Origin of the sequence: Wolbachia endosymbiont (group A) of Gastracanthus pulcherrimus (assembly GCF_964028265.1) — a bacterium.
Lineage (GTDB): Bacteria > Pseudomonadota > Alphaproteobacteria > Rickettsiales > Anaplasmataceae > Wolbachia > Wolbachia pipientis.
On sequence record NZ_OZ034763.1, the window covers coordinates 73,507 to 97,601 of the forward strand.

25 protein-coding genes are annotated in these 24,095 nt (G+C 35.8%); 17 read left to right on the forward strand and 8 right to left on the reverse strand.

All coding sequences use genetic code 11. The features are described from left to right. Positions 1-13 precede the first annotated feature (13 nt). The 8 genes from ABWU47_RS00355 to ABWU47_RS00390 all read right to left on the reverse strand — a co-directional run bounded on the left by ABWU47_RS00355 (position 14) and on the right by ABWU47_RS00390 (position 8,790). The gene (locus ABWU47_RS00355; RefSeq protein WP_353285671.1) at positions 14-1,945 is read right to left on the reverse strand and encodes a DUF4815 domain-containing protein; all 1,932 of its coding nucleotides are present in this window, start codon (positions 1,943-1,945) and stop codon (positions 14-16) included. A gap of 6 nt (positions 1,946-1,951) precedes the next feature. Then, the gene (locus tag ABWU47_RS00360; RefSeq protein WP_353285672.1) at positions 1,952-2,638 is read right to left on the reverse strand and encodes a hypothetical protein; all 687 of its coding nucleotides are present in this window, start codon (positions 2,636-2,638) and stop codon (positions 1,952-1,954) included. Between the two features lie 90 nt (positions 2,639-2,728). After that, the gene (locus ABWU47_RS00365) at positions 2,729-4,777 is read right to left on the reverse strand and encodes an AAA family ATPase (RefSeq protein ID WP_353285673.1); all 2,049 of its coding nucleotides are present in this window, start codon (positions 4,775-4,777) and stop codon (positions 2,729-2,731) included. A 24-nt stretch (positions 4,778-4,801) separates the two neighbouring features. Continuing rightward, complete coding sequence (locus tag ABWU47_RS00370; RefSeq protein WP_353285674.1) at positions 4,802-6,040, reverse strand: AAA family ATPase; 1,239 nt, start codon at positions 6,038-6,040, stop codon at positions 4,802-4,804. Continuing rightward, positions 6,037-6,537 (reverse strand): hypothetical protein, encoded by a 501-nt coding sequence (locus ABWU47_RS00375; RefSeq protein WP_265023922.1) that lies wholly within the window; start codon positions 6,535-6,537, stop codon positions 6,037-6,039. Before ABWU47_RS00375 ends, ABWU47_RS00370 begins: the two co-directional genes overlap by 4 nt. A gap of 37 nt (positions 6,538-6,574) precedes the next feature. Next, positions 6,575-7,369 carry an AAA family ATPase gene (locus ABWU47_RS00380; RefSeq protein WP_353285675.1) on the reverse strand — a complete coding sequence of 265 codons (795 nt, stop codon included), beginning with the start codon at positions 7,367-7,369 and terminating at the stop codon, positions 6,575-6,577. An 11-nt stretch (positions 7,370-7,380) separates the two neighbouring features. Then, complete coding sequence (locus ABWU47_RS00385; protein ID WP_264735620.1) at positions 7,381-8,202, reverse strand: ATP-binding protein; 822 nt, start codon at positions 8,200-8,202, stop codon at positions 7,381-7,383. Between the two features lie 93 nt (positions 8,203-8,295). Further along, positions 8,296-8,790: a sigma-70 family RNA polymerase sigma factor gene (locus tag ABWU47_RS00390; RefSeq protein ID WP_019236463.1), complete on the reverse strand. Its 495-nt coding sequence runs from the start codon at positions 8,788-8,790 to the stop codon at positions 8,296-8,298. Between the two features lie 621 nt (positions 8,791-9,411). Here ABWU47_RS00390 and ABWU47_RS00395 point away from each other — a divergent pair. The 17 genes from ABWU47_RS00395 to ABWU47_RS00475 all read left to right on the forward strand — a co-directional run bounded on the left by ABWU47_RS00395 (position 9,412) and on the right by ABWU47_RS00475 (position 24,095). Continuing rightward, the gene (locus ABWU47_RS00395) at positions 9,412-9,831 is read left to right on the forward strand and encodes a Holliday junction resolvase (protein ID WP_353285676.1); all 420 of its coding nucleotides are present in this window, start codon (positions 9,412-9,414) and stop codon (positions 9,829-9,831) included. Positions 9,832-9,944: 113 nt separating this feature from the next. Next, a complete protein-coding gene (locus ABWU47_RS00400; RefSeq protein ID WP_353285677.1) occupies positions 9,945-11,165 on the forward strand; it encodes a DNA modification methylase in 1,221 nt (406 codons plus the stop codon). 131 nt (positions 11,166-11,296) lie between these two features. Next, a complete protein-coding gene (locus ABWU47_RS00405; RefSeq protein WP_353285678.1) occupies positions 11,297-13,231 on the forward strand; it encodes a hypothetical protein in 1,935 nt (644 codons plus the stop codon). A 175-nt stretch (positions 13,232-13,406) separates the two neighbouring features. Beyond that, positions 13,407-13,886: a hypothetical protein gene (locus ABWU47_RS00410; RefSeq protein WP_353285679.1), complete on the forward strand. Its 480-nt coding sequence runs from the start codon at positions 13,407-13,409 to the stop codon at positions 13,884-13,886. Positions 13,887-13,888: 2 nt separating this feature from the next. After that, entirely contained in the window at positions 13,889-15,364 is a 1,476-nt protein-coding gene (locus tag ABWU47_RS00415) for an ankyrin repeat domain-containing protein (RefSeq protein ID WP_353285680.1), read from the forward strand. Continuing rightward, a complete protein-coding gene (locus tag ABWU47_RS00420; protein WP_353285681.1) occupies positions 15,361-17,190 on the forward strand; it encodes a phage terminase large subunit family protein in 1,830 nt (609 codons plus the stop codon). Before ABWU47_RS00415 ends, ABWU47_RS00420 begins: the two co-directional genes overlap by 4 nt. A gap of 3 nt (positions 17,191-17,193) precedes the next feature. Next, positions 17,194-17,418 (forward strand): gpW family head-tail joining protein, encoded by a 225-nt coding sequence (locus ABWU47_RS00425; protein WP_353285682.1) that lies wholly within the window; start codon positions 17,194-17,196, stop codon positions 17,416-17,418. Continuing rightward, positions 17,415-18,119: a glycoside hydrolase family 25 protein gene (locus tag ABWU47_RS00430; RefSeq protein ID WP_353285683.1), complete on the forward strand. Its 705-nt coding sequence runs from the start codon at positions 17,415-17,417 to the stop codon at positions 18,117-18,119. Before ABWU47_RS00425 ends, ABWU47_RS00430 begins: the two co-directional genes overlap by 4 nt. Then, positions 18,116-19,522 (forward strand): phage portal protein, encoded by a 1,407-nt coding sequence (locus ABWU47_RS00435; RefSeq protein ID WP_353285684.1) that lies wholly within the window; start codon positions 18,116-18,118, stop codon positions 19,520-19,522. The genes ABWU47_RS00430 and ABWU47_RS00435 overlap by 4 nt, the downstream gene beginning before the upstream one ends. After that, positions 19,522-20,565 (forward strand): S49 family peptidase, encoded by a 1,044-nt coding sequence (locus tag ABWU47_RS00440; protein WP_353285771.1) that lies wholly within the window; start codon positions 19,522-19,524, stop codon positions 20,563-20,565. Before ABWU47_RS00435 ends, ABWU47_RS00440 begins: the two co-directional genes overlap by 1 nt. Before the next feature lie 74 nt (positions 20,566-20,639). Next, the gene (locus ABWU47_RS00445) at positions 20,640-21,008 is read left to right on the forward strand and encodes a head decoration protein (protein WP_353285685.1); all 369 of its coding nucleotides are present in this window, start codon (positions 20,640-20,642) and stop codon (positions 21,006-21,008) included. Between the two features lie 25 nt (positions 21,009-21,033). Continuing rightward, the gene (locus tag ABWU47_RS00450; protein ID WP_353285686.1) at positions 21,034-22,038 is read left to right on the forward strand and encodes a major capsid protein; all 1,005 of its coding nucleotides are present in this window, start codon (positions 21,034-21,036) and stop codon (positions 22,036-22,038) included. 74 nt (positions 22,039-22,112) lie between these two features. Beyond that, positions 22,113-22,418: a hypothetical protein gene (locus ABWU47_RS00455; RefSeq protein ID WP_353285687.1), complete on the forward strand. Its 306-nt coding sequence runs from the start codon at positions 22,113-22,115 to the stop codon at positions 22,416-22,418. Continuing rightward, positions 22,419-22,916, forward strand: coding sequence for a phage tail protein (locus tag ABWU47_RS00460; RefSeq protein ID WP_353285688.1), 498 nt, complete (start codon positions 22,419-22,421; stop codon positions 22,914-22,916). It begins immediately after the preceding gene. After that, entirely contained in the window at positions 22,913-23,389 is a 477-nt protein-coding gene (locus ABWU47_RS00465; RefSeq protein WP_077188259.1) for a hypothetical protein, read from the forward strand. The genes ABWU47_RS00460 and ABWU47_RS00465 overlap by 4 nt, the downstream gene beginning before the upstream one ends. Then, the gene (locus ABWU47_RS00470; RefSeq protein WP_353285689.1) at positions 23,376-23,840 is read left to right on the forward strand and encodes a phage baseplate assembly protein V; all 465 of its coding nucleotides are present in this window, start codon (positions 23,376-23,378) and stop codon (positions 23,838-23,840) included. Before ABWU47_RS00465 ends, ABWU47_RS00470 begins: the two co-directional genes overlap by 14 nt. After that, positions 23,841-24,095: a PAAR domain-containing protein gene (locus ABWU47_RS00475; RefSeq protein ID WP_253303343.1), complete on the forward strand. Its 255-nt coding sequence runs from the start codon at positions 23,841-23,843 to the stop codon at positions 24,093-24,095.

Here is a 24,095-nt window from a genome sequence, read left to right on the forward strand (position 1 = left end):
TATTTTTCCAATTTTAAGTTATAGGTTGAATGTTTATTCCGTCAAATTTTATTTCTTTAAGCTGCTCACTTGGCTCAAAACCTTCGATCTCAAAATTCTGTACTGCTTCTCTCATAAATTCAGTTTCATATGAAGTACTTGATAGCAGCTCTGTTGTTTCTTTAACATTAAATACTCTGGTTACTGGACTTTTCCAATTCGTGGTAACCTCCGTCCAGTGATCTATATTTTTATTTAGAGTAATTTGTGCCGGGACTGGATCAAAAGCTTGATATGGATTGATCTTTTCTCCTTTAGTCTGTAAAAGCTGTTCCAGTACCGGTTCAAGTTTATAAGGCAAAAGATATCTTTCCCCACCTTTTTCAATATCTGCAACTTCTACATCTATTGGCAGAACTAGCTCTCTATTTACTATTGCTGCAGACTGCGAAATTCCTTGATCACGCATATCATCGTCGAAGAACGAATCAACAAATACTCCTTTTTTGCTGGTAGGTTCTCTTGAATTTGCATCACTGCGTAGACGTTCCTGTGCAACCAGCGCATAAAGATCATTTATTCCTTTTTTCATTGCTTCAAGCTCATTCATCGGTACAGCATGAATAGCATTATTCACTATTTTTACCCCTTCGCCTTTTTTCCACGTCTGATGAATGTAGCAGAGTAAAAGTTGTCCAGAAGGTGCTTGAGGCATCGATGGTCTCCAAGAGTGGGAAATTCCTTTTATTCTTCTTACCACCCCTTTGCTATTGATAGTAATTAAATCAAAGCGTGGCATTTTCCAGGTGTAATCAATCAAAACTAAGCTGTTATCAACTGCTCCTTTTACTTTGCATCCCTCTTCACTTATATCTTCAGGACTTACATGAGTACGACAGCGATAGGTTATCAGGTAACTACTTCCAGGAGCTGGCTCTTTACCTGGTAATGACCAATCAACGTTTCCTGCATTTAACTTATAGTCTGTACTATTTTCATAAATAACATTGCCTTGTTTAACTTGAATAATCTCAAGTACTGCAGAGTCAGGTATCGGATCAATAGCTCCAGAGTATGAACCATGAGTAACAGTAATGGTTTTCTGAACAGTTATATCTACTTTTTTAATTTCACTTATTGGAAAATCATTAACCTTCAGTTCCATTACCCTTTGGCTATTTGGCTGAAAAGTATGTGGTTCTGATTCAACTGATTTTATATCCGGATCTTGATCAAAAGAAACACGAATACTGTGAGGAAGTTCAATCTCATAGCCATCAACATGAGCTTTGCCCTCATTAATCACAAATGTTTTCGCCCCTTTTTCGTCTTTTTCTTCTCTCTGCAAAAACATTACTTCTAGGCCATTTACGACGTAGGAACCATTTGCCTCTTTGTCATAACGAGCAAGAGCAGTAGTTACTATATTTGCTTGTGGTGGCGGTGAATGTTCTATTAACACTCCATTTTCAATGTTATAGATTGGATAAAACTCCCCTTCAGAAAAACGTGGAAAAAAACCTTCAGATTGATAACCCCAAATGGTGGAAACTTTAAGCCTTGCTGCCCCTACTTCTTGATAATTACGTGTACCAACTGCAGGATCACGAAGATTTTCATCCTCAAGCTCTGTAATTGTAGATTCTAGATAATAAACACCGATACGAACTATAGTATTAAGAGGAATAACAAACTCTTCTTTTTCGACTTTTCTAACTGCACCACGCAGATAGATTTTTCCTGATTCAAGCGTAACTTTACCAGTTTCTCTATCTATAATACAATTGCTTCCTGTTATAACATCACCATCACGAAATATTGCATCACCTATGCCTTTAAGCTTAGAGAGAGCATACTCCTGAGTCTCGTTTAATTCTGCAGACTGTAGACCTCTTCCAGCAAGAAATAAGCTTTTCTCATATTCTTTGTCAGGATTAAAGCGGTTATAATAACTATTTAAGGTCATTTTGTTTCAAAAAGTTACAACAAATGAAAAAGTTTCCCGAGTTGCAGATGTTCTGATAAGTGGTACGGTATGTTCTAAAACTAACAAAATTCCAGGATTTTCCACGTCTTTTGGCTCGAAATATCTCTGTCCTTCAGATAATCCTTCTTTTATTTTAGTACCAACCATAACCCCTAATTCCCGTATAACTTGATTTGCTGCGTCCGTGAAATCGAAAGTAAATTTAAGGTACAAGTTATTAGTTGGTACATTTAAGGGCCTAAACCTTCCAGAAGGAGTTATAAGTTCGCCGTTTTCATCACCTGTGCAGAATAGCACTTCGTCTACAGTACGTCTGCCAAGTTCATTAAGCAGTTTTTCAGACGTAATGGACTCTGGTGGTTTATTTTGAGTATACTCTACAGTAACTGCACTATTTGCCGTGATAGAGCTATTTTCAAGCAGTTTAAGAATACTAGTATTACTATCAACCATATAATCTATACCTGGTTTATAAATTGTTGAATTCTGAAAAACCTTCACATCTTTGACTGGGGGGTGATCTAAGTATATTTTGCCATCAGGGGTGAAAAAATTCTCTACTTTATGACTACTTTCCCAACTTGAATCACCTGTTCCCCAAGCAATATGGATAGATTGCTTTTTTATGCTGGCTGCTATTGCTGCTCTTCCTGACTGTGTGAGTATTGACATTTTTAATTAAGCCCCCTATATTATATATGTACGGTGAGTTCAAAATTCGTCCGCAAAAATCAAAATATTTTTTTATATCAGAAAAATTTTTTAGGAGAATAGCTCAGCTCCACAGCTAAACTTTCCAACACCGCGAGCAAATGGTCCGCTAGGAATGTCAAGCCATTTATCTTCTTTTGAACCAGTAGCCATTCCCTTAACCAGCTTCCGTGCTTGTAACAGCTCTTGAACTATACGCTCCATTCTATCTCTTCCTATACTGTGAAACTCCTCAGGTAGTCTATGCCGCTGTTTATACACTCCTGTACTTCCTGTATGGGTAAATGGATGTCCAGAAATTGCTGCTCGTGTAATTGCAGTTATAAGATGCTGCTTTGAATCTTTTTCGTTCATATTTTTTATTTTTAATCTTTCAGTTATGTCCTCTAACAATCCTGTTTCTTCATTTCTTAAATAAGTGCGTAAAGTGCGATCAGCCAAACCGTTTGCTTTAACAATTGCTCCATAAAATAATGCGTTCTGTCTTACAGATTCTCCTATTGATTTAAAAATTGTCGGTTTAGCTGCATCTTCCACAGACCAAAAAGCGTATGAACACCTAACACCATTAACAAGAGCAGATGTACCTCTAATGGCATCTCGTGCTTGCTCAACAGTCGATATAGGTTTTTCACTTTTTGGCTTTCTCATATGATGGGCAGTAATTATTGATGCTCCAGTGCTACCTGCTAAATCAGATAATAAAGACATCAAATAATCGCCTACGGCTGGGTCAGTATTTAAATCAGCATGCACAAATGATGCAAGTGGATCAAATACGATTAATTTTAAGTCTTTTATTTTATTAAGTTGTTTTGTTATAGATTCAAATTCAGGAGAAGTCTCTATAACTTTACCTGAAACACTCTTTATGATTGTAAGTGATCCACTAACATTTGGTAATGGTACAATAAAGAGCCTATCCTTATATTTTAATCTTTCGCATTGTGAGTCTAGACGCTCTAAACGACGATGTATTTCACTCATATCATCTTCTGCAGAGAATATTACCACAGATCCATGCTCAGTAACTAAAGGACCAAAACCACATGGCTGATCTTTTCTACTCGCAACTTTCAGTGCTAAATCAAGCAGAAGCATACCTTTACCAGTATCTCCCATCGCAGCTAGAATAGATGTTACTCCTAAAGGAAATAACCCTTCAACAAGAAACTTTTGCTCTGGTACTGGACCTATAAAACGTTCTACGCTCCATTCTTGAATATTAAGCAATTGCTTAACGATGATTTTTTTCGAGTTATTTTCAATGAATTTAGGAATATTCATCTTTTCTTCTATACCATCAGCTGAATCCCATCCCTTTGGTTTATTCTCGGGTATTTCAAGAAGAGTAAGTGATAAAACACCAAGAAAAGTAAGCTTTCTCACCACTTTCTCAGCATATTGTTTACCTGGTTCATCATTATCTGGCCAAATAATAACATGCTTACCCTTAAGTGGTGACCAGTCTGTTTTTTCTATTGGTGCATTTGCTCCTAACATCGCAGTTGTGGCAGTCATACCTTGCTCTATCAGAGCATCTGCACACTTTTCACCTTCAACTAAAATCACCTTATCAGATTTCATGATACCTGGAATATTATATAAAGGCCTGGTCTCTGGTAGAGTAAAACTAGACCTTTTTACATCAAAAGGAAGATATCTTTTTCCTGAATCAGTGTTATAACGATAAACTGTAACAATCACTTGATCACTTTCATCATAATAGTTCCATGATGCCGTTGGTTGCCCCAGAGTGTTATTTTTTTCCGAATAACCAATCCACTTAGCAATATCTTCTATCGTATCAGTAAATTGATTTTTTCCAGTAACAGCAGCCCAAAGATCAAAAATATCTCCTCCTTCTCCGGTAGAAAAATCATGCCATAATCCGGCTTTACTACCAGTTAACTCCACTATCATACTTTTTCCTTGATTGCCTTTTAGATCACCTACATAGAACTTATCACCACGAAAAGTTCCTCTTGGCAGTAAATAAGAAAGACATGACCTTATATTTGATAGGAGTTGAGTTCTTAACTGTTCTTTCTTCCCTAATAATTTATAATGTCCATTTCTTTGTGAACAATAAATATCCATACCTACCTGAAGAATTTGTGTTTTTTATGTTCTAGCTATAACGTTAGCAGATTTCCAACATCCATTAACCTTGTTGATGAATTTTGTTGGTATAGATCTACCGTTTCTAAGTTCATATACTACTTGCAAGATATTTGTACGTTTATTGGGTTGAAATATTACTATTCCAGATGTATAAAAACTTCTTAAAGCGTTAGCACCAACGAGAGCTTGAAATGGATTCTTTTCCAATATAGAGGTAGATACTTTTTTGGTGTGATTTGTGATGATTATTCCAGCCATAGGATTAATCTTGGAACGTAGTTTTTCTATTGCATGCTGCAGACCATAGTTAACGTAATTATAAGGGGAATCAATCACAACTAAATCAAACTTTTCAGCTATCATATCTTTTATTTTCTCTATACCTTCTTCATTTAAGGTCAAATTCATCTTGTTCGTAACAACTAAGTTTTCTGTTGCTAAATGAGGAAGTTTGTTGAGTTGTTGTATACGTTCTCTAATATAATCATATTCCATTTCATTTTGTAGATAGAATATTTTTAGCGGTCTTGTAGGTTCCATGCCAAGAAATGATCTTCCTGCTGCCAGATGTACTAATAGAGAAAGAAGAAAATGACTTTTGCCAATCTTTGGAGTACCACCTATGACCAAAAGACCACCTGGTGTCAAAATTCTTGGGCCTATTATATCTTGTGGCATTGGTGATTTGTCATTTAAGTAATGATTTACAGAAAATGCTTTTCCTTCGTTTTGTTTTTCTTGTAATATGGAACTTCTTTCATCTTTACCGTTCAACCATGTTTCAGCAGAATCTATATTACCTTTAACTAAAGTCCAAAGGTCTATTATATTTCCTTTCTTTTCTTCGATCAGGTTGTACCAATTTCCTGCATTTTCTCCTTCCATTTCAACTATTATCTTATTTCCATTTCTACTTCCAATATAGAATTTATCTTGGTAAGATTTGCCTTCAGGTAACAAATAAGATAAACAATCTTTGATGTTATTAATTAATAATGATTTTATTTTCAAAGCATTTTTAGATGAAAAATCCATAAAATTCTCCTTGTCTATTCCAAATTTGTTCAACATATTTTTTAGACGTTTAAAGTCAAGATTAGCCAGCTCACAAACAGTTTCAAAAGATCGTGAGCGAATCCATTGACAAGCCTCTTTTTTAAGTTTAGGGTTTTTTCCTGCTGCATCCTGAATAGCTCTAGTAATAACAGCAGCCCACAACTTTCCTTCGTCATACTTCAAAATGGCAACCAATCATCTTGAAAACTTTTTTGTAATTCTGGAGTAATAACTGTAGTAATCCTATTTCTATCTCCGTATGTATTATTAGTTTCAACGCCTACTTTTGCTGTAAACTCTAAATCGTTGAAATCAGCTATAGAGTTTATTCTTCTAGCGGTAACTGCTTTCTCTGAAGTGTCATTTGCATGAATATTTCTGGATGATTCCAAAATACTACGCAGCATAGAACGTCCAGATTCTCCCCAGATGTCTTCTTCACCTTCTGCTTTGCCATTTTTGATACCTATAATCTGAAAAATCTTGCGTTTTGCATATGGGCCTTCAGTGACGGTAAATTCTGCATTTAAATAGATACTGCCAGTAGTGTAGTTTTTAGTGAACCAATTTTCATAACCTCCAGGCTTTATCGCCATTTTTACCTTGACTATTGTACCTTTCGGTATTAAACTGCTTTGCAGTTTTGCGTTATTAAAATCAGTTAAAAAATCTTGTAGCATACGCTCTCCTATAAGTTGACTTTAAAGTGAAAATTAGCTATTCCATTAGCTGCCAATGACCATTTATCTTATCGACAAGTTTGTTTGGCACGCGTTCACCATTGCGAAGCTCAAATACTATCTGGCGTGCACTGCTTTCTTCATCATGAGCAAACATCACCATACCAGTACTGTAAAATCCACGTAAAGATCCAGCACCACTTAGGCCTTGAAATGGATCTTCTTCGAGCATCTTTTTCGATAATTTTTTTGTATGATGAGTGAGTACAATACAAGCATCTGGATTGACAGCACTGCGTAGCTTCTCAAGAGTCTTTTGCAGAAAGAACAGCATAGCACTATTATCATTTTCATTCCCATATTCACTGCTAAAGATGTTACGTAATGGATCTATGGCCAAAACATCAGGTTTAAAGCGTTCATTCATAATTTCCTTGATTTCACTTATTTCATCATGATTAAATGATAAGTGCACTTTTGGCGTAATGATTAAGTTGTTAGCAGCTACATTCAAAAGTTCATTATCAAGTTGAAGTTGTTGCAAACGTTCTTTCATATATTCATATTCAATTTCAGTTTGCATGTAGAAGATTTTCAAAGGTCTATTTGAAACCATACCAAGAAAAGAAACGCCTGCAGCCATATGAACGAGCCATGAAATCAAAAAGTCACTTTTGCCGATTTTAGGTGGGCCACCCAGTACCAATAAGCCTCTTTTTGTTAAAATTCTTGGTGAGATTATATCCTCTGGTATTGGCGATCGATCGTCCAAGTATTCTTTCACACTGAAAAAAGGAATTTTTTGACCAATAGTTAAAAAGTTTTGTAGCATATAATAACCTCCTATATGTTGGGCGTGACAGGTTGAATTGCAAAAGCTTTAGTTTTAATTTTTGTAAGAAGTTTTCCTAGATGCGGTTCTTCAACCATATTAAGGCAACCACTTCGATCTTTAGCAGGATATCCCCAAGAATTAATCGTCTGACAGACAAATGAACGAACCTCTGTACCATCATCTTTCTTGATTCCAACCATGCTAATTACTTCATCAACAATGCCAGGAATTTCACTTGCGGTTTTAGCACCTTCACATTGAGGTAGCCAAGTCGAGCGATTGAAATCATCAAGGTATTGCCCAAGAGTTCCAACTATAATGATGTCTTTATTTGGAATATGTTGAAACTGATTGAGCCAAGCCATCATCTCTTGAGCAAGTAACCCGTAAGCAGCTCTCATATCTTGTTTTCCTGATCTTTCAGAAAAAGCTTCAGGTTGCATTTTTGCCCACAATAGACATAAACGCGAGGCTACTGTAATACTATCGATAAAAATACATCGATACTTGAGAAACTCTGAAGCAAGCTCTTTGTATTTACTGGATACATGCTCATAGTGTTTTTGGCTATATGCTGAGTCAGATTTTAACGCAGGATTAGGACCACCTATGAGACATGCAATATCTCTTGCCTCATTCCAAGTACGAATACTTACAGAATCCCCTTGCCAATCTTGAACAGCAAGTAAACCTGCCTCAAAATCAAGACAAAGTGTTGGTTCATTTATGGTCTTTAAGAGACTAGTTTTACCTATACCATAAGGACCAAAGATGACCATTTTTATACCTGTTTGAACTTTTAGCCGTTCATTGCTGTTCATTATTTTCATTTTTCTCCCAGTACCTAAATATATATGTACGATGACCTAGGCAATTCGTCCGCAATTTGCAAAAAAAAATTTTGAGCAAATATAATCGAGAGCTTATAACTTCTCTAAAACTGAGAATTTATCGCGTATTCGTTCTAGTGTGCGATAGATAGTTGTCTTTGGTATTTTGGTTATTACAGAAACTTCAGTAATAGTAAATACCTTAAGTAATTGACATAAATTACTATCTTTTTCAGACAAAGTTGAAATTATATTATTTATATCAGTGCGAATTATCGCTTCGATTTCCGAGTTCCTATGATCTGGAATATCGTCGTTTATATCATCAAAAGTTATATTACGTTTTAGACATAACTGATTGCGTAACATATTGCGAGCACAATAATTAGCTAATCTAGCAACGAAAGTACTAAAACTACTTCTTTTCTCATCGTGCTGGTTAAGATATTGCCAAACCTGACAAAAAAGCTCTTGTTCTATATCTTCGAGACTTTCGTTAATAAAACAGCTTTTGGATTTAAGGCGCGAAGCTTGAAATCTCACATGTTTAACAATTGTAGAATCGATTCCTTGATAAGAATTCTTCATAAAAACTCCAAAAGTTTCATGAATAGAGATTTTTACCAAGACTTTGTATGACTAATTTATTATAAAAAAGTAGTAATAATTTTTTTATCTAAAAGAATAAAATCTTTAAAAATTAAAATAAGATTTAAACGTTTTGATACACTACTGAAGCTACTTTTTCATAGGTAAAAAACTACCAATTTCGTACCTAATTTCTGAATTGCTAATTAGTATTTCAGAAAGCAGTAATCGTTAAGTTATTGATAATATTGTCTTTTTTATGTTCTATTCCTAAAAGCCGTTTCTAAAGTTAAGTGGCTAAAATCGGCCAGTGAAGAGGATTTACGGATTACTGAAGTCTTATATATATTATATATATATTTAAATACAGGTAAAATATAATATATGATAATATAATAATATAAATATTGGTGTAATATAAGTTATGTAAAATAGTTATTAAGATAAGTAAAAACTCAAATGGCAGGATATGAAATTTTTTTTAATTTTTTTTCAAAATTGCGGACGAATTTGCGAGTCATCGTACATATATATTATACAGGGCATTGAACTTTAATTACACAAAGGAGTTTTTGTACGTCAATCTTAACACTAGATCTCGGCAAACAAACCGGCTGGGCAATGCTGACAGATGGAATAATTGAAAGTGGGAGCAAAAGCTTTCATGGTAGTCGTTTCAGTGGAGGCGGAATGTGCTTCTTAAATTTTCGTAATTGGCTCAATTCTTTGAAAGACATCTCTGCAGTGTATTTTGAGGAAGTAAGAAGACATTTAGGAACAGATGCTGCGCATTGCTACGGTGGTTTTCTTGCAGTGTTGTCTGCTTGGTGTGAAGAACATCATGTGCCATACAAAGGTGTTAATGTTAAAACTATAAAACGCTTTATAGCAGGCAAAGGTAATGCAAGTAAGAGTGAAGTTATTGAAGCGATACATGAAAAAGGTTTTTTACCTAGAGATGATAATGAGGGGGATGCTTTGGCATTAATGTTCTATGTTATGGATTTTAGTAAAGATATTAATGAGATGAAAAATCCATAAAAAGTGGGTCCTTTCGGCCAGGCTGGCGGGTTTGGTGGGTCAGACCTCAGGCCTTTTCTAGTGTTAGACATATTTTGAATATTAACTTTTTAATTATCAAGAATTTAAATTATATGAATTTAGCAATCCACTATTATCCTACTCAAAATCTCATCGAATATGAGCATAATCCACGTAAAAATGACGATGTAGTAAACAGAATGTGTGCTTCAATCAGGGAATTCGGCTTTCGTATTCCAATAGTTGCAAAAAGCGATGGAACTGTGGTTGATGGTCATTTAAGACTTAAAGCAGCAAGAAAACTTGGTATGGAAAGTATTCCAGTAGTCCTCAGTGATAATTTAAATGAACCACAAACTAAAGCTTTTCGGTTACTGGCAAATCAATCAGCTAACTGGGCAAAGTGGGATGATGATCTTTTAAAGGTGGAAATTCAAGAATTAGAAGATTTACAGTTTGATCTTAAAATGACTGGATTTGAGCTAGAAAAAGTTCAAAACTTTCTTGATGATTTAGATGGTGAAGAAGAAGATCTTTCTGACTTAGCTGTTGATGACAAAAAAGTAGAAATAACAAAACCAGGTGATCTATGGATTTTAGGTGATCATCGAATCTATTGCGGTGATAGCTCTGTAGTTGAGTCATTTAAGGTAGTATTAGACGATAAAATGGCAGATATTACTGTTTGTGATCCTCCATATAACGTTGACTATGGTAGCAGTCAAGAAAGAGAAGACAAAAAGATATTAAACGATAATCAAGGTGAAAAGTACGAGCTTTTTCTCTACGATATCTGTTCCCATATTTTAGCATATACGAAAGGTGCAATTTACATCTGCATATCATCATCAGAGTTTTCAACGTTGCAAAAAGTATTTGAAGAAGCAGGAGGAAAATGGTCAACATTTATCATTTGGGCAAAGAATCACTTTACGCTAGGAAGATCAGATTATCAAAGACAATACGAAGCAATACTCTATGGATGGAAAAGCGGCAATAAACGTGAGTGGCATGGTGGTAGAAATCAAAGTGATCTGTGGTTTTATGACAAACCAGTGCATAACTCATTACATCCAACAATGAAGCCAGTAGAGCTAATGGAAAAAGCAATAGTAAACAGCAGCAGACCTGGAGATATCGTACTTGATCCATTTAGTGGTTCTGGCAGCACACTGATTGCATGTGAGAGAACAGGAAGAATTTGCAGGACAATAGAGCTAGATTCAAAATTTGTGGATGTAACCATAAAACGTTGGCAAGTATACACGGGAAGAGATGCCATTTTAGCTGGTACTGGTAAAACTTTTTCAGAGATTCAAGAAGAAAAACAGTAAGAAAAAAGTGGAAGGGATAATGCAAACAGAAATTTAGTAAGCATGAGTAGTTGTAATATTAATTTACTGGTATATACCGTATTTTAATTAGTTCAATGTAGTACATGTAAATCAATTTTAAATTAAATAAGATGTACTCAACGAATCAATCAAACACGTTACCTAAAATCGTAACGTTGCAAACAAATAATGAAGTATCGTTTTCTGAAGAAGTAGAAAATAATGTTTCAAATTCTACACTATCTGTTAAGGAGAGAATTGAATTGTTTGAAAAAGGTACGAAGCAAACACCTATTATTAAGGAGAAACATATGAAGCAAACTTGTGGTAGTCACGATCTGAAGCAGTGCAACACTGAATACAAAGCAGCTTTTTCAAATGTGATTAGTAATGGTAGTGATGGCAGTATTACACTAGGAATGGATGAGGCAGGTGCTGATCAATTTGATGCACTTTCAGTGTTGGATAAGGGTGAAGATACAGAGGATAAATTTAATACAGTTTATATAGAATATAACCGTCCGTATTCTCTTGATCAGTTTGAGGCGGCATCCAACACATCTTCCAACTCCACAATATACAATACAAAAGAAATGCAAAAAGAGGAAGAGGATAGAGAATTAGGAGATAAACCAAAGCTGTTACCTAGAAATGGAATGTTGGAGAAGGACAATATTAGAAATGTAGCTCCACCTTCACCTAGAACAGCAGAAAATCATCGATTGAGTATTATTCAGAATATTGTACCACCAAAGCTACCACATTCTTCTTTCCAATTAAATGGAGAAAAATGTGATGAGCAAGATGCTATAGGAGAACCTATGTATGCAACTATAAACAAAAGTAAAAGATTCTCGAAAAGAAGTTTAGATGGTGAAATAAATGATCAAAGTCCAGAGATAGAAAAGTCAAATTCTGAAGAAACATCAATTAAGAAAGGATCAGAAGATATAATTGATGAACCTGTAGATCTGAATACAAAATTTTTAAAAAAGAGTTTGGAAGGAAGCGATAGTGGAATAGACAATAGAAGTGCAGAGATGACAAGATCAAATTCTCAAGTAACAGAAATGAGTGAGTCTTGTGGTGTTCAAGGATGCGAGGATATATCATTAAATCATGACAGTACAGTTACACTTTCAACTAGCTCATCAGAAAAAAGTGATAATGAAGAAACCCCGTTAATTAAAAAAGAAAAGAAAACAAATAGAATTTTGCCAAGAGTAAAGTATGCAGTGCAGCAGAAGGAATTTATAATTTTCGGTATAGCTGCTGTTGCACTTAGCGTTTCTGCAGCTTTGGTATATTTACAGGATAAAGCAAAATTTGTCACGTTTTTTGCAAACAGCCCTCTCTACATTACTATGCCGATGATAGCGATTACTTCATTGCTTGCAATTAGCACAATATTTTGTGGAATAAAGCAATTTAGAGATACTGAAGAGTGTCAAATAGGGGGAAAGAATGCGAATGAAACTTTGAATCAGGTGCTAAAGTATCAACCAAAAGATAAAGTAATAAAATCAGTCAAACTGGAATACAGCAATGGTACTCATTCACATTTTACACTTAACGCTTGGAAGGGTAAGAACAACTTCATTAATATTGACGACAAAGTCATTAGTAGAAGAAATAAAGTAGAATCAGTAATCAAAGATAGGCCATTATTTACAGCATTATTAAGCAGTTTGGTTGCTGCAAACATAGTATGGCCTTTATTACTGTATGTGGAAGGTGGTATTAGTAGTGTACAGAAGTTTTACCAGAATGCTTTGATTAATAACGTAGGGCTATCAGTACTTGTAGGCTCGAGTATACTTGCACTATCAATGATATGCCTTGGAGTACATTACTACAGAAAAACAAATTGCACAAATCTTGTATATTGTGAGGAAAGAATTGAACCAGAAAAAGTTAATGGAAAGTTCATTGAGGAAATAAAGGAAGCAAGGACAAAAGTGCTTGAAGAAAACCACAGTAAAGATGCTAAATGCAGCAGTTTAACGCTAGAACAAGTAGTGGTTGAATCTCATAACTACAAAGATGTAATTTATAGTATTAGTTAAAAATAGCCAAATTTCACTATGTAAAAAGAAAGCAGCTATAAACCGGAGTACTTCGCTTTGTGTTAGTAAAATATCTCTAAAATATTGGCAAGTATAAACAGGTAGGGAATTGCTGATACTGGCAAAACCTTTTCAGAGACTCAAGAAGAAAACTCGTAAAAAATAGGCAAAAAAAGTGGAAAAGATCACGCAAACAGAATGGGCAAGAGAGATAGGAGTATCAAAGCAATATGTCTGTTATTTAGTAAAAAAAGGAATAGTTAAGTTGGAGGATGGTTTGATCAATAGAGAACAAGCAAATGAAGCGGTGGCAGCAATAAGGGATCCAAGTCAGCCACTGAGGAGGAAAAATCCAGAAAACGAAAATACAAGTAACCTTTCCACGATGTTGCTAAAAACTAGAATAAAAAATGAAATGGAGCGGGGAAGATTATTGGAGGCAAAAGCAAAAGCTGAGATTGGTGAACTTGTAGCAGTAGAGGAAGTAAAGCGCGATGCATTTAATGTAGCAAGAGTTGTTCGTAATAATTTACTTAATATTCCAAATAGGGTTTCAGCACTACTTGCATCACTGAGTGACACTGAAAAGATTCATAAGACGCTAACTGAAGAGATTACAAACTCACTTGAAGAATTATCTAACGCTAAATTTTAATAATGTCTGCTAACTTAAGTTTAGAATTAATAAAGTGTCTCATTAATCAACCAGGAGTGGATGTAAATGTTAGAGGATTAAATGGAAAGACACCGCTGCATTATGCAGTAGAAATTAACGAGCTTAGTATGGTTGCTCTTTTACTGAACAGGAAAAATATTAATCCACTAATCACTGATGATGATGGTAAAAGTGCGCTGAATTGTGCAAGAGAAGAAATATTACAAGCACTAATTAATAACAAATACGGACTAGAGAAAGATAGCTTACTTCACTTAGCTGCGATGTTGAATGAAGCAAACGCTGTAAGGTTTTTACTCGACAAAGGGGTTAATGTTAATGAGCAGAATGCTTTACTACATACACCGTTACACTTAGCATCAGGAGCTGGGCATGAAGAAATAGTAGAAATTTTAATTAAAGAAGGAAATGCAGACAAAGATGTTCTTGACGCGAGAAATCATGCAGCAATTCATTATGCAGTAAACAACAAGAAGCTAGAAGTAGTAAAATTACTTTCAAATCTTGGTGCAAATGTTAACATAGCTGGTAGCGGCAGAAATGCAATGAAATTATCTTCTTTGCACGTAGCTATAAGTAGTAGTAATTACGACGAAAGAGACTTATGTTTAGATATTGTAAGATGGTTAATAAATGTTCCTAATGCTGGAGTTAATTTACAAGACTATGAAAATAAAACACCACTACATTACGCTGAAAGACTAAAAACAGTAGAAGTATTACTAACCCGAGAGGATATAGATCCTTTGATTAAAGATGATAATGGCAAGACACCATTTTGTTATGCGAAAGAAGAGAACAAATCTGAAATAGTAAAAGCTTTAATAAGTAATAGGTATGGAGTAGAGAGGAACAATTTACTTCACTTAGCAGCAAAAAAGGGATATGGGGAGATTCTAGGGGCGATTTTAAAAGAAGGAGTTGAAGTAGATGTTTTAAACGATCAAGGAGAATCAGCAGTATATCTTGCTGCAATAAATAGGCATTTTAATATAGTAAAATTACTGCTAAAGAAAAGAGCAGATGCTACAGATGTTTTTGAGTACGCAATAACAACAAATAACGTAAAACTGGTAAAGTTACTAAACAAGGAAAAGGATATAGTTTTATTTGGAAAAAATGACAACTTTCCAACATTTCATTTATTGAGCAATAAATATTTTGAAGAAAGAAAAATAGCAGATAAAAAAATAAAGAAATATATCAATATCGTCTGTATTTCTATAACAGTATGCGGAATAGTGATAGTGGGAATTTACCCTAACATTATAGCTGCAGTAATGGTGGGAATAGTTGCGCTCATAGCTGCAATAATAATGAGTAATTTAATTCAGAAGTATATAGAAGAAGCGCTTGAAAAGAAAATGTTTGTTGAACTCGAAAGTGAGAAAACAAGTAGTCCTAATTTAAGTGATGTGGAAATATCATCTAATGATGGTGAAGAGCTAGCAATATGATATACGCCACATCTTTTTCTGAAGGTTTAAAACCAGATCCAGAGCTTAAAGTATCAGAGTGGGCGAATGAGTATCGAGTTTTAGCAGCAACTGCAGCATCAGAGCCAGGTAAATGGAGAACGGAAAGAACTCCTTATTTAAAAGAAATAATGGATTCACTTTCTCCGTCCTCACCAGCAGAAAAAGTAGTATTCATGAAAGGAGCGCAGATTGGTGGAACAGAAGCTGGTAACAATTGGATAGGCTATATCATCGATCAAACACCAGGTCCAATGCTAGTAGTACAGCCAACAGTTGAAATGGGAAAGCGTTGGTCAAAAGGAAGATTTGCGCCGTTAATAGAGAGTACGCCATGTTTAAAAAGTAAAGTAAAAGACCCAAGGTCAAGAGATTCAGGGAATACTGTGCAAAGTAAGGAATTTCCAGGTGGAATAGTAGTAATAACTGGAGCAAATAGCAGTGTAGGCCTCCGATCTATGCCAGTAAAATACCTCTTTCTTGATGAAATAGATGCGTATCCAGGAGATTCAGGAGGAGAAGGAGATCCAGTACTGCTCAGTATTGCTCGAACTAATACATTTGCACGGCGAAAGATTTTTTTAGTATCGACACCAACGATTCATGGAATAAGCAGAATTGAGAAAGAATTTGAAGCGACAGATAAGAGATATTTTTTTGTACCATGTCCGCATTGTAATTATTACCAAACATTAAAATGGTCACAAATAAAATGGGAAAATAACGACTCAAGAACAGCACATTATGTCTGCACTGAATGTAGCGGCAAAATAGAAAATCATCAGAAGACAGAGATGCTAGACCGTGGAGAATGGAGGGCTACAGGGGCAAAAGAAGGGGAGAAAAAAGGATTTCATCTTTCAAGTCTTTATAGTCCAGTTGGATGGTATAGTTGGCAACAAGCAGTAGAAGATTTTTTGCATGCAAAAGAAAGTGAACAATTACTGAAAGTTTGGATAAATACCACTTTAGGAGAAACTTGGGTAGATAAAGGAGAAGTACCAGACTGGAAGCAATTATTTAACAGGAGAGAATTTTTTCAGATTGGCACAGTACCAAAAGGCGAAGTAGTTCTCACAGCAGGTGTTGATGTTCAAAAAGATCGTTTAGAAGTAGAAGTTGTAGCCTGGGGAAAAAGCCGTGAAAGTTGGTCAATAGACTACCGAGTATTTGAAGGAGATACAGGAGGTGGGGAAGTATGGAGAAAACTCTCTGAGCTCCTCAATCATCATTTTATCGGTGAAAATGGGCTTGAATACATGATAAGCATGATGGCAGTTGATGCTGGGTATGCGACACAAGAAGTATACAATTGGGTAAGAGGTCATCAAGGGTCTGGAAGAGTAATGGCAGTGAAAGGTGTAAACAAAGCGCTAGTACCACTTAGCAGCCCAAGTAGAGTAGATATAACAGTTGGTGGTCAAAAGCTGAAAAGAGGAATAAAGCTGTGGCCAGTAGGAGTATCGATATTAAAGTCAGAGCTTTTTCAGCTACTTAATGTTTTAAAAAACGGGGAAAAAGAGAAAGTGCCGGCAGGATATTGTCATTTTCCCGAGTATGCACCTGAATATTTTAAGCAGCTAACGGCAGAGCAATTAGTCAGCAAGGTAGTGAAAGGTTATACCAAACAAGAGTGGCAAAAGGTAAGAGAAAGAAATGAAGTACTGGATTGCCGTATTTATGCGAGAGCAGCATCGATAGCACTGGGGATTGATAGATGGCCAGAGAGTAAATGGAATAGTTTAAGTGAAAAACCAGAAAGTAAAAAATCAAAGAAAATAGTGAAAAGTAAATGGATCAGCAAGTAGTCAATGTATAACGAAGATTATTTAATTCAAGTCGAAGAAGCGATAAAGAAACTACAAAATGGAGAGAGAGTAGTATCAATTGCATATGGTGACCATGTTGTCCGTTATGCAGAAGTAGATATAAATGATTTACTAAGCTTAAGACAACGTATTAAGGCTGAATTGAAAATTGCAGGTATGAAGCCTAAACGAAAGATTATTTTTGCAACAAATAAAGGAGTTATATGAGGGAAAATTTTCTGAGAAAAGTTGTAAAAGAGGAATATTCTGAATTTTTAGAGCAATTAAAAACTTTCATAAAACTATGGGAGAATAGAGAGAGTTCAGTAAATGGAATAATAGATTTGTCACATTGGCAAGAAAATGTGGATTTTGAGTTAGCTAAAGAGAATGGTATAGTTGGAGTAATTCACAAGGCAACACAAGGGCTAAAATATGTTGATTCAAAGTATGCGAAGAGAAGAAAGAAAGCTGAAGAAGAAGGATTACTCTGGGGAGCATATCATTTTGGCACAGAAGGAAACGGTAAGAATCAAGCTGATCATTTTCTAAAAACGGTAGGCGAAAGCAAAAATACCATACTTGCGCTGGATATTGAAGAAAACAAAAGTGGCAAAAATATTACAGTTAAGCAAGCTGAGGAATTTGTAAAGAGAGTTGAAGAAGTAACAGGAAGATTACCCCTAATTTATGGCAGTAGCTATTTTCTTAAGGATTTTGCCACGCCAACTTTGACAAAATGTCCATTATGGATAGCAAGCTGGAGAAAAGAGCTCACATTACCAAAAGGCTGGAATGATTGGATTTTATGGCAATATACTGACGGTAAAACAGGTCCAGAGCCACATGAAGTAGAAGGAATCGGAAAATGTGACAGAAATAAATTTAACGGAACTTTGAAAGAATTAAGAGAATTTTGGTTAGTATGATGCTGAAAAATTTCAAACAACTATTTAGCAAGCTAAAAATCAAAAGTTCAGCCTGGGATGCATCTGGCTCAGGAAGAAGATTTTTTCACTTTCAACCAGAGTTAGGAAGTATAAACAATTTGCTGTCTCAAAACCTTGAAACTTTACGTAGCCGCTCTCGTGACATGGTAAGAAAAAATCCTTACGCTGCAAATATAATTGATACGATAGTAAGTAACTCTATTGGAACAGGAATAAAACCGCAATCAAAAGCAAGAGATGGGGAATTTCGAAAGAAGGTGCAAGAATTATGGCTAAGATGGACAGATGAAGCAGACAGTAGCGGAGTAAGTGATTTTTATGGATTACAAGCTCTAGTATGTAGGAGCATGATAGAAGGTGGAGAGTGTTTTGTACGCCTCCGACATCGTAAACTCGAAGATGGATTTTCTGTACCATTGCAACTTCAAGTATTGGAATCAGAGCATTTGGACAATAAGAGCAATCAAACACTAGCCAATGGTAATGTAATAAGAAATGGGATTGAGTTTAACAGGCTTGGACAAAGAGAGGCATATTACTTATTTAGAGAACATCCAGGAGAAGGCTCGTTTGGAGAATCAGTAAGAGTGCCAGCAAATGATGTTTTACATATCTATAGACCATTAAGACCTGGGCAAATTAGAGGAGAGCCATGGCTTTCGAGTATACTTCTGAAACTTTATGAGCTTGATCAATATGATGATGCAGAATTAGTGAGAAAAAAGACAGCAGCAATGTTTGCAGGGTTTATCACGAGACTTGATCCAGAAGCAAATATCATGGGAGAAGGTGAAAGTAATGAGCAAGGGGTGGCGCTATCTGGCCTAGAACCTGGAACAATGCAGCTACTTGATCCAGGAGAAGATATAAAATTTTCAGAGCCATCAGATGTAGGAGGAAGTTATGAAGCATTCATGAGACAGCAGCTAAGAGCTATTGCAATAGGCACAGGGATAACATATGAGCAGCTAACGGGAGATTTAACAGGTGTTAATTATTCATCCATTCGAGCAGGGCTGATAGAGTTTCGCCGTCGATGCGCTATGCTGCAACATAACATTATGGTATTCCAATTTTGCAGACCAGTATGGAGTAGATGGCTAGAGTTAGCAGTACTTTCTGGAGAACTGAGTATAGATGAAAAAGTAGTAAAAGCAGCGAAAGAAGAAGTGAAATGGATACCACAGGGATTTGATTGGGTGGATCCGCTTAAAGACCAGCAAGCACAGCAAATGGCAGTAAGGAATGGCTTCAAAAGTCGATCAGAGGTAGTATCAGAAATGGGTTACGATGTAGAAGAAATTGACCAAGAAATAGCAGAAGATCAAAAGCGTGCAAATAGTCTCAACTTAATGTTTGACTCTGATTGTAAATGGTTATGATGCTCTTAGGAAAACCATTAATGCTTGAACCAAGGAGTTTTGAGCTACTATCGCTTCACAGTGAAAAACAACCTATCTTTAAAAACGTAAAACACTATGTAAAGAACAATATAGAAAAGACAGCAATAATACCAATACATGGCATTTTAACTAAAAAACCAGGCGCGTTTGATGGTTTTCTGGGAATGACATCATATGAAAAAATTCATGAAGAGATGGAGAGTGCTTTAGGAGATAAAAGCATAGAGACGATTCTACTTGATATAGATAGCCCAGGAGGAGAGGTAAATGGAGTATTTGACTTAGCTGATTTTATCTATAGTGCAAGGGGAAAAAAGAGGATAATAGCGATAGCAAATGATGATGCATACTCTGCTGCATATGCTATAGCTTCAAGCGCTGAGAAGGTATTTGTGAGCAGAACTTCTGGTGTTGGCAGTATTGGAGTAATAGCAAGTCATATAGATCAAAGTAGATTTGATGAAAAGCAAGGTATTAAGTACACCACAATCTTTGCTGGTAGTCGAAAGAATGATTTAAACCCACATGAGCCAATGACGTCTGAAAGTCTGGAAAGCTTACAAAAAGAAGTAGACCGACTATATGAAATGTTTTTGCAGCTAACAGCAAGGAACAGAGGTCTTTCAATTGAAAAGATTCGATCAACAGAGGCAGGGCTATATTTTGGGGAGAAAGCAGTAGAAATAGGCCTTGCAGACGGAATGGCAATTCTTTCATCTATTAATAAAAACAGGAGTATTACTATGAATGAACAAACTACAAATGACCTAGAAACTGATAATTTAACCAAGTATCGTACTGAAGTTCTTGAATTAATACGTTTATGTAATTTATCGAAGATGCCAGAAAAGATAGGAGAATTTATTGAGCAAAGCGTAAGTGTTGAGCAAGCCAGGGAAGTTTTAATGGAATTGCTAGCAGAGCGAACGAAGAAGACAGAAATACTGAGTGCAATACCACAGAATTCAGGAGAAGAGTTGATGATGCAGGTAGCGAAAAGTCGTGCGCAATCAAACATTTAAAGTATTTGTATAACCGCCGTGTATAACAACCACAAATATGGCGGTAAAAAAATAAAAAAAGGAGAGAAAAAGACATGATAAGTATAACTGAAGGAAATAATTTAGGCGATCTTCTGAAATATGAAGTGTCCAACCTATATTCAAGAGATCAAATAACAGTAGCCAAGGGACAAAATCTTAAACTTGGTACAGTAGTGGCTCTCGATAAAGATAGCATGGTTAAGATAATAAATCCAACTGCCACAGATGGTACACAAACAGCGATAGGTGTAATAGCAAGCGATGTAAACGCAAAGGAAAATAGTAAAGGAGTAATTATTGCTCGTGGTGCAATGCTAGCAGATCATGCAACCGTGTGGCCAACAGGTATCACTGAAGAGCAAAAAGCTGCAGCAATAAAGCAACTTGAAGCACGAGGGATCATTGTCCGCAAGGGAGTGTAACTTAAATTAATAAGGGGGAAAAAGAATGCAAAATCCATTTACAAATACAGCATTTAGCATGACGGCACTAACAAATGCGATGAATATATTGCCGGTAAATTACGGTCGCGTTGAAAATTTAAATTTATTTCCAAGTAGGTCAGTAAGATTTAGACATATTACCATAGAAGAGCAAAATGGAGTATTAAGTTTACTACCAACGCAGTTACCTGGAGCACCAGCAACAGTGGGAAAACGTGGAAAGAGGAAAGTAAGAACATTTACGATTCCACATATTCCGCATGATGATGTAGTGCTGCCAGAGGAAGTACAAGGAATAAGAGCATTTGGATCAGAAAGTGAACTTAAAGCGCTGGCAGATGTAATAACCGATCATTTGCAATTGATGAGGAACAAACATGCAATAACATTGGAACATTTGCGAATGGGAGCGCTGAAAGGAATAATTTTAGATGCTGATGGGTCAGAATTATTAAATCTGTACAACGAATTTGAAATCACGCCAAAAGTAGTAAATTTTGCCCTGGGAACAGCGACAACTGATGTAAAACGTAAGTGTCTGGAAGTACTCCGGCATATAGAAGATAATCTAAGTGGTGAATATATGACTGGAATTCATGCACTGGTAAGCCCTGAGTTTTTTGATACACTCACTTCTCATACTAAAGTAAAAGAAGCATATGAAAGATGGCAAGAAGGTGCAGTGCTAAGGAATGATATGAGGTCAGGATTTACGTTCTGTGGCATAACGTTTGAGGAATATAGAGGACAAGCAACTGACCCTGAAGGAACTGTGAGAAGATTTATTGAGAAAGATACAGGGCACTGTTTTCCACTAGGAACAGCGAGCACATTTACAACATATTTTGCACCAGCAGACTTTAATGAGACAGTAAATACTCTTGGACAGCCACTCTATGCAAAACAAGAACCAAGGAGGTTTGATAGAGGAACTGATTTACATACGCAGTCGAATCCATTGCCAATGTGCCACAGACCAGGAACATTAGTAAAAGTCGTTGCAGAATAACAATACTGGTAGAGTAACTACAAGTTGGTGAGGCACAAGAGTAGTATATACCTTATTAGCATACTTATGAAAGAATGCAAGAGAATATTAAGAGATTACTAAAAGATTGTTTTGCCCATTTAGGAGAAGTAGCTTTGTATAAGTCGAAAAACAAGGCGTACATGGTACAAGTATTAAAGCAACAGCCAGATAAATTATACGAGATTGGTGAAGGACAATTTGTAGGAGAGATGATTTTTTTTGAGGTAAGCGTTTTTGATGTACTGAGGCCAATGGTAGGAGATATTTTTGTTATAGGTGACCGTAAATATAAAGTATATTCTCCACCGCTGCAAGATAATTCAGGAATGGTATGGAAAATTCGAGCGTCAGGAGTATAAATGCGTATTAACACCGGTAGTATTATACAAAGTATAGATGCTGAAAGGAAAAAAGTGGAAAAAGTGACGGTGAGTGCATTAAACAAAACAGCAATATGGCTAAAATCAAAAGCAGCTAAGGAAATTAGTGAGGAAAAGAGAATAAAATTAAGTTTGATAAGAAAGAGATTAAGAATTTTTAAGGCGAAAACTAGCAGATTAGACGTGTTAATTAGAGCAAATCTCTATGACATTAGAGCATCGACAATTGGCAAAATACAAAAAACAAGAAGAGGATCGAAAGTAGGAAAGCATGAGTTTATAGGAGGATTTGCAGCAGTTATGCCAAAAGGAAATAGCGGTATTTTTAAACGTGAAGGAAGAGCAGCATTGCCAATAAAGGAAGTAAAACTACCACTGGAACCAGAGGCTTCAAGGATAATAGGGAATCTTGTTAATTATGAAGTTGAAGAAGTCTTTACAAAGTTTTTTGAAAGTGAATTGAGCTATAAAGGATGAATTTGAAAGATTTACATGATAAAATTTGTACCACGCTGAAGAGAGAAATACCAGCAATTCAAACTTGTGAAATTTATCCATCGATAAGAAAAGAATTATTAGCGCCAGCGTTATTTGTAGAGCTTGTGAGTTTAGAATCGGGAAAAGATCCTGGAACAGAGGAATTAGCGCTGAAAGCAAGATTTGAAGCACGAATTGTGATTGATAGCACAATAGAAAATGCCCCTATTATTGTCAGAACATTAGCTGCTGAGGTTGCGAAAGTAGTAAATAAAAATACTTGGAACGTGAAAAATGTTTCACCAGGAGAATTTATATCAGGAGGAGGAGATGACTTTAGACCAGAGCTCGATGCATATTTAGTGTGGATGGTTGAATGGGTGCATACAATACACGTAGGGAGATCTATTTGGAAAGAAGGAAAATTTATGCCACACAAAATAGAAATCGGTGAAATAAATGTTAGAAAATAATTTTGCGATTTCGGAACTACAGAGGAAAATGGCCAACATTGTTCGTATAGGAGTTGTAAAAGAAATAGATTATGAAAAAGCAAAAGTAAGAGTTAAAATAGGAGAATTTTTAACAGATTATTTACCATGGATAACGAGCAAAGCAGGAAAAGATAGAGATTGGTCTCCACCAGATATCGGTGAACAGGTTATGATATTTTCTCCTTTTGGTGAACTATCATTAGGAGTGGTATTAGGAGGAATATATCAGGAAAAATACCCTGCACCAGAGAATAAAAAAGAAATAAATAGTGTGAAGTTTCAGGATGGAACAAGATTGTTATATGATAAAGAGAAGCATCATTTAGAGATTGAAGTAGTAGACAAAATAACACTGAAAGCTGGGGAATCGAGCATAGAGATGACGAAGAGCGAAATAAAACTGAAAGCAGATAGAATAAACCTTAATTAAATGAATAAATCGGTTGTACGAGTAGGAGATTATTGTGTAGAAGTAACACCGCATTTTTGCATTAGTGGGAGTAACAATGTTTTTGTAAATGGTAAGCCAATGTGCAGACAAGGAGACAGTTTTAGTGAAGGAAGAGCATTAACTGAAGGATCAAAAACAGTGTTTTCAAATGGTCTTGGTATAGGAAGAGTAGGAGATATAGTTTCATGTGGGTTTAAAGTAATAAAAGGCAGTGAAAACGTGTTTGCAGGCTAA

Excerpts from the sequence above, each read along its gene's own strand:
- ABWU47_RS00355 (WP_353285671.1), bottom strand. The coding sequence starts at position 1,945 with ATGACCTTAAATAGTTATTATAACCGCTTTAATCCTGACAAAGAATAT.
- ABWU47_RS00360 (WP_353285672.1), bottom strand. The coding sequence starts at position 2,638 with ATGTCAATACTCACACAGTCAGGAAGAGCAGCAATAGCAGCCAGCATA.
- ABWU47_RS00365 (WP_353285673.1), bottom strand. The coding sequence starts at position 4,777 with ATGGATATTTATTGTTCACAAAGAAATGGACATTATAAATTATTAGGG.
- ABWU47_RS00375 (WP_265023922.1), bottom strand. The coding sequence starts at position 6,537 with ATGCTACAAGATTTTTTAACTGATTTTAATAACGCAAAACTGCAAAGC.
- ABWU47_RS00380 (WP_353285675.1), bottom strand. The coding sequence starts at position 7,369 with ATGCTACAAAACTTTTTAACTATTGGTCAAAAAATTCCTTTTTTCAGT.
- ABWU47_RS00385 (WP_264735620.1), bottom strand. The coding sequence starts at position 8,202 with ATGAAAATAATGAACAGCAATGAACGGCTAAAAGTTCAAACAGGTATA.
- ABWU47_RS00390 (WP_019236463.1), bottom strand. The coding sequence starts at position 8,790 with ATGAAGAATTCTTATCAAGGAATCGATTCTACAATTGTTAAACATGTG.
- ABWU47_RS00395 (WP_353285676.1), top strand. The coding sequence starts at position 9,412 with ATGCTGACAGATGGAATAATTGAAAGTGGGAGCAAAAGCTTTCATGGT.
- ABWU47_RS00400 (WP_353285677.1), top strand. The coding sequence starts at position 9,945 with ATGAATTTAGCAATCCACTATTATCCTACTCAAAATCTCATCGAATAT.
- ABWU47_RS00405 (WP_353285678.1), top strand. The coding sequence starts at position 11,297 with ATGTACTCAACGAATCAATCAAACACGTTACCTAAAATCGTAACGTTG.
- ABWU47_RS00415 (WP_353285680.1), top strand. The coding sequence starts at position 13,889 with ATGTCTGCTAACTTAAGTTTAGAATTAATAAAGTGTCTCATTAATCAA.
- ABWU47_RS00420 (WP_353285681.1), top strand. The coding sequence starts at position 15,361 with ATGATATACGCCACATCTTTTTCTGAAGGTTTAAAACCAGATCCAGAG.
- ABWU47_RS00425 (WP_353285682.1), top strand. The coding sequence starts at position 17,194 with ATGTATAACGAAGATTATTTAATTCAAGTCGAAGAAGCGATAAAGAAA.
- ABWU47_RS00430 (WP_353285683.1), top strand. The coding sequence starts at position 17,415 with ATGAGGGAAAATTTTCTGAGAAAAGTTGTAAAAGAGGAATATTCTGAA.
- ABWU47_RS00435 (WP_353285684.1), top strand. The coding sequence starts at position 18,116 with ATGATGCTGAAAAATTTCAAACAACTATTTAGCAAGCTAAAAATCAAA.
- ABWU47_RS00440 (WP_353285771.1), top strand. The coding sequence starts at position 19,522 with ATGCTCTTAGGAAAACCATTAATGCTTGAACCAAGGAGTTTTGAGCTA.
- ABWU47_RS00445 (WP_353285685.1), top strand. The coding sequence starts at position 20,640 with ATGATAAGTATAACTGAAGGAAATAATTTAGGCGATCTTCTGAAATAT.
- ABWU47_RS00450 (WP_353285686.1), top strand. The coding sequence starts at position 21,034 with ATGCAAAATCCATTTACAAATACAGCATTTAGCATGACGGCACTAACA.
- ABWU47_RS00455 (WP_353285687.1), top strand. The coding sequence starts at position 22,113 with ATGCAAGAGAATATTAAGAGATTACTAAAAGATTGTTTTGCCCATTTA.
- ABWU47_RS00460 (WP_353285688.1), top strand. The coding sequence starts at position 22,419 with ATGCGTATTAACACCGGTAGTATTATACAAAGTATAGATGCTGAAAGG.
- ABWU47_RS00465 (WP_077188259.1), top strand. The coding sequence starts at position 22,913 with ATGAATTTGAAAGATTTACATGATAAAATTTGTACCACGCTGAAGAGA.
- ABWU47_RS00470 (WP_353285689.1), top strand. The coding sequence starts at position 23,376 with ATGTTAGAAAATAATTTTGCGATTTCGGAACTACAGAGGAAAATGGCC.
- ABWU47_RS00475 (WP_253303343.1), top strand. The coding sequence starts at position 23,841 with ATGAATAAATCGGTTGTACGAGTAGGAGATTATTGTGTAGAAGTAACA.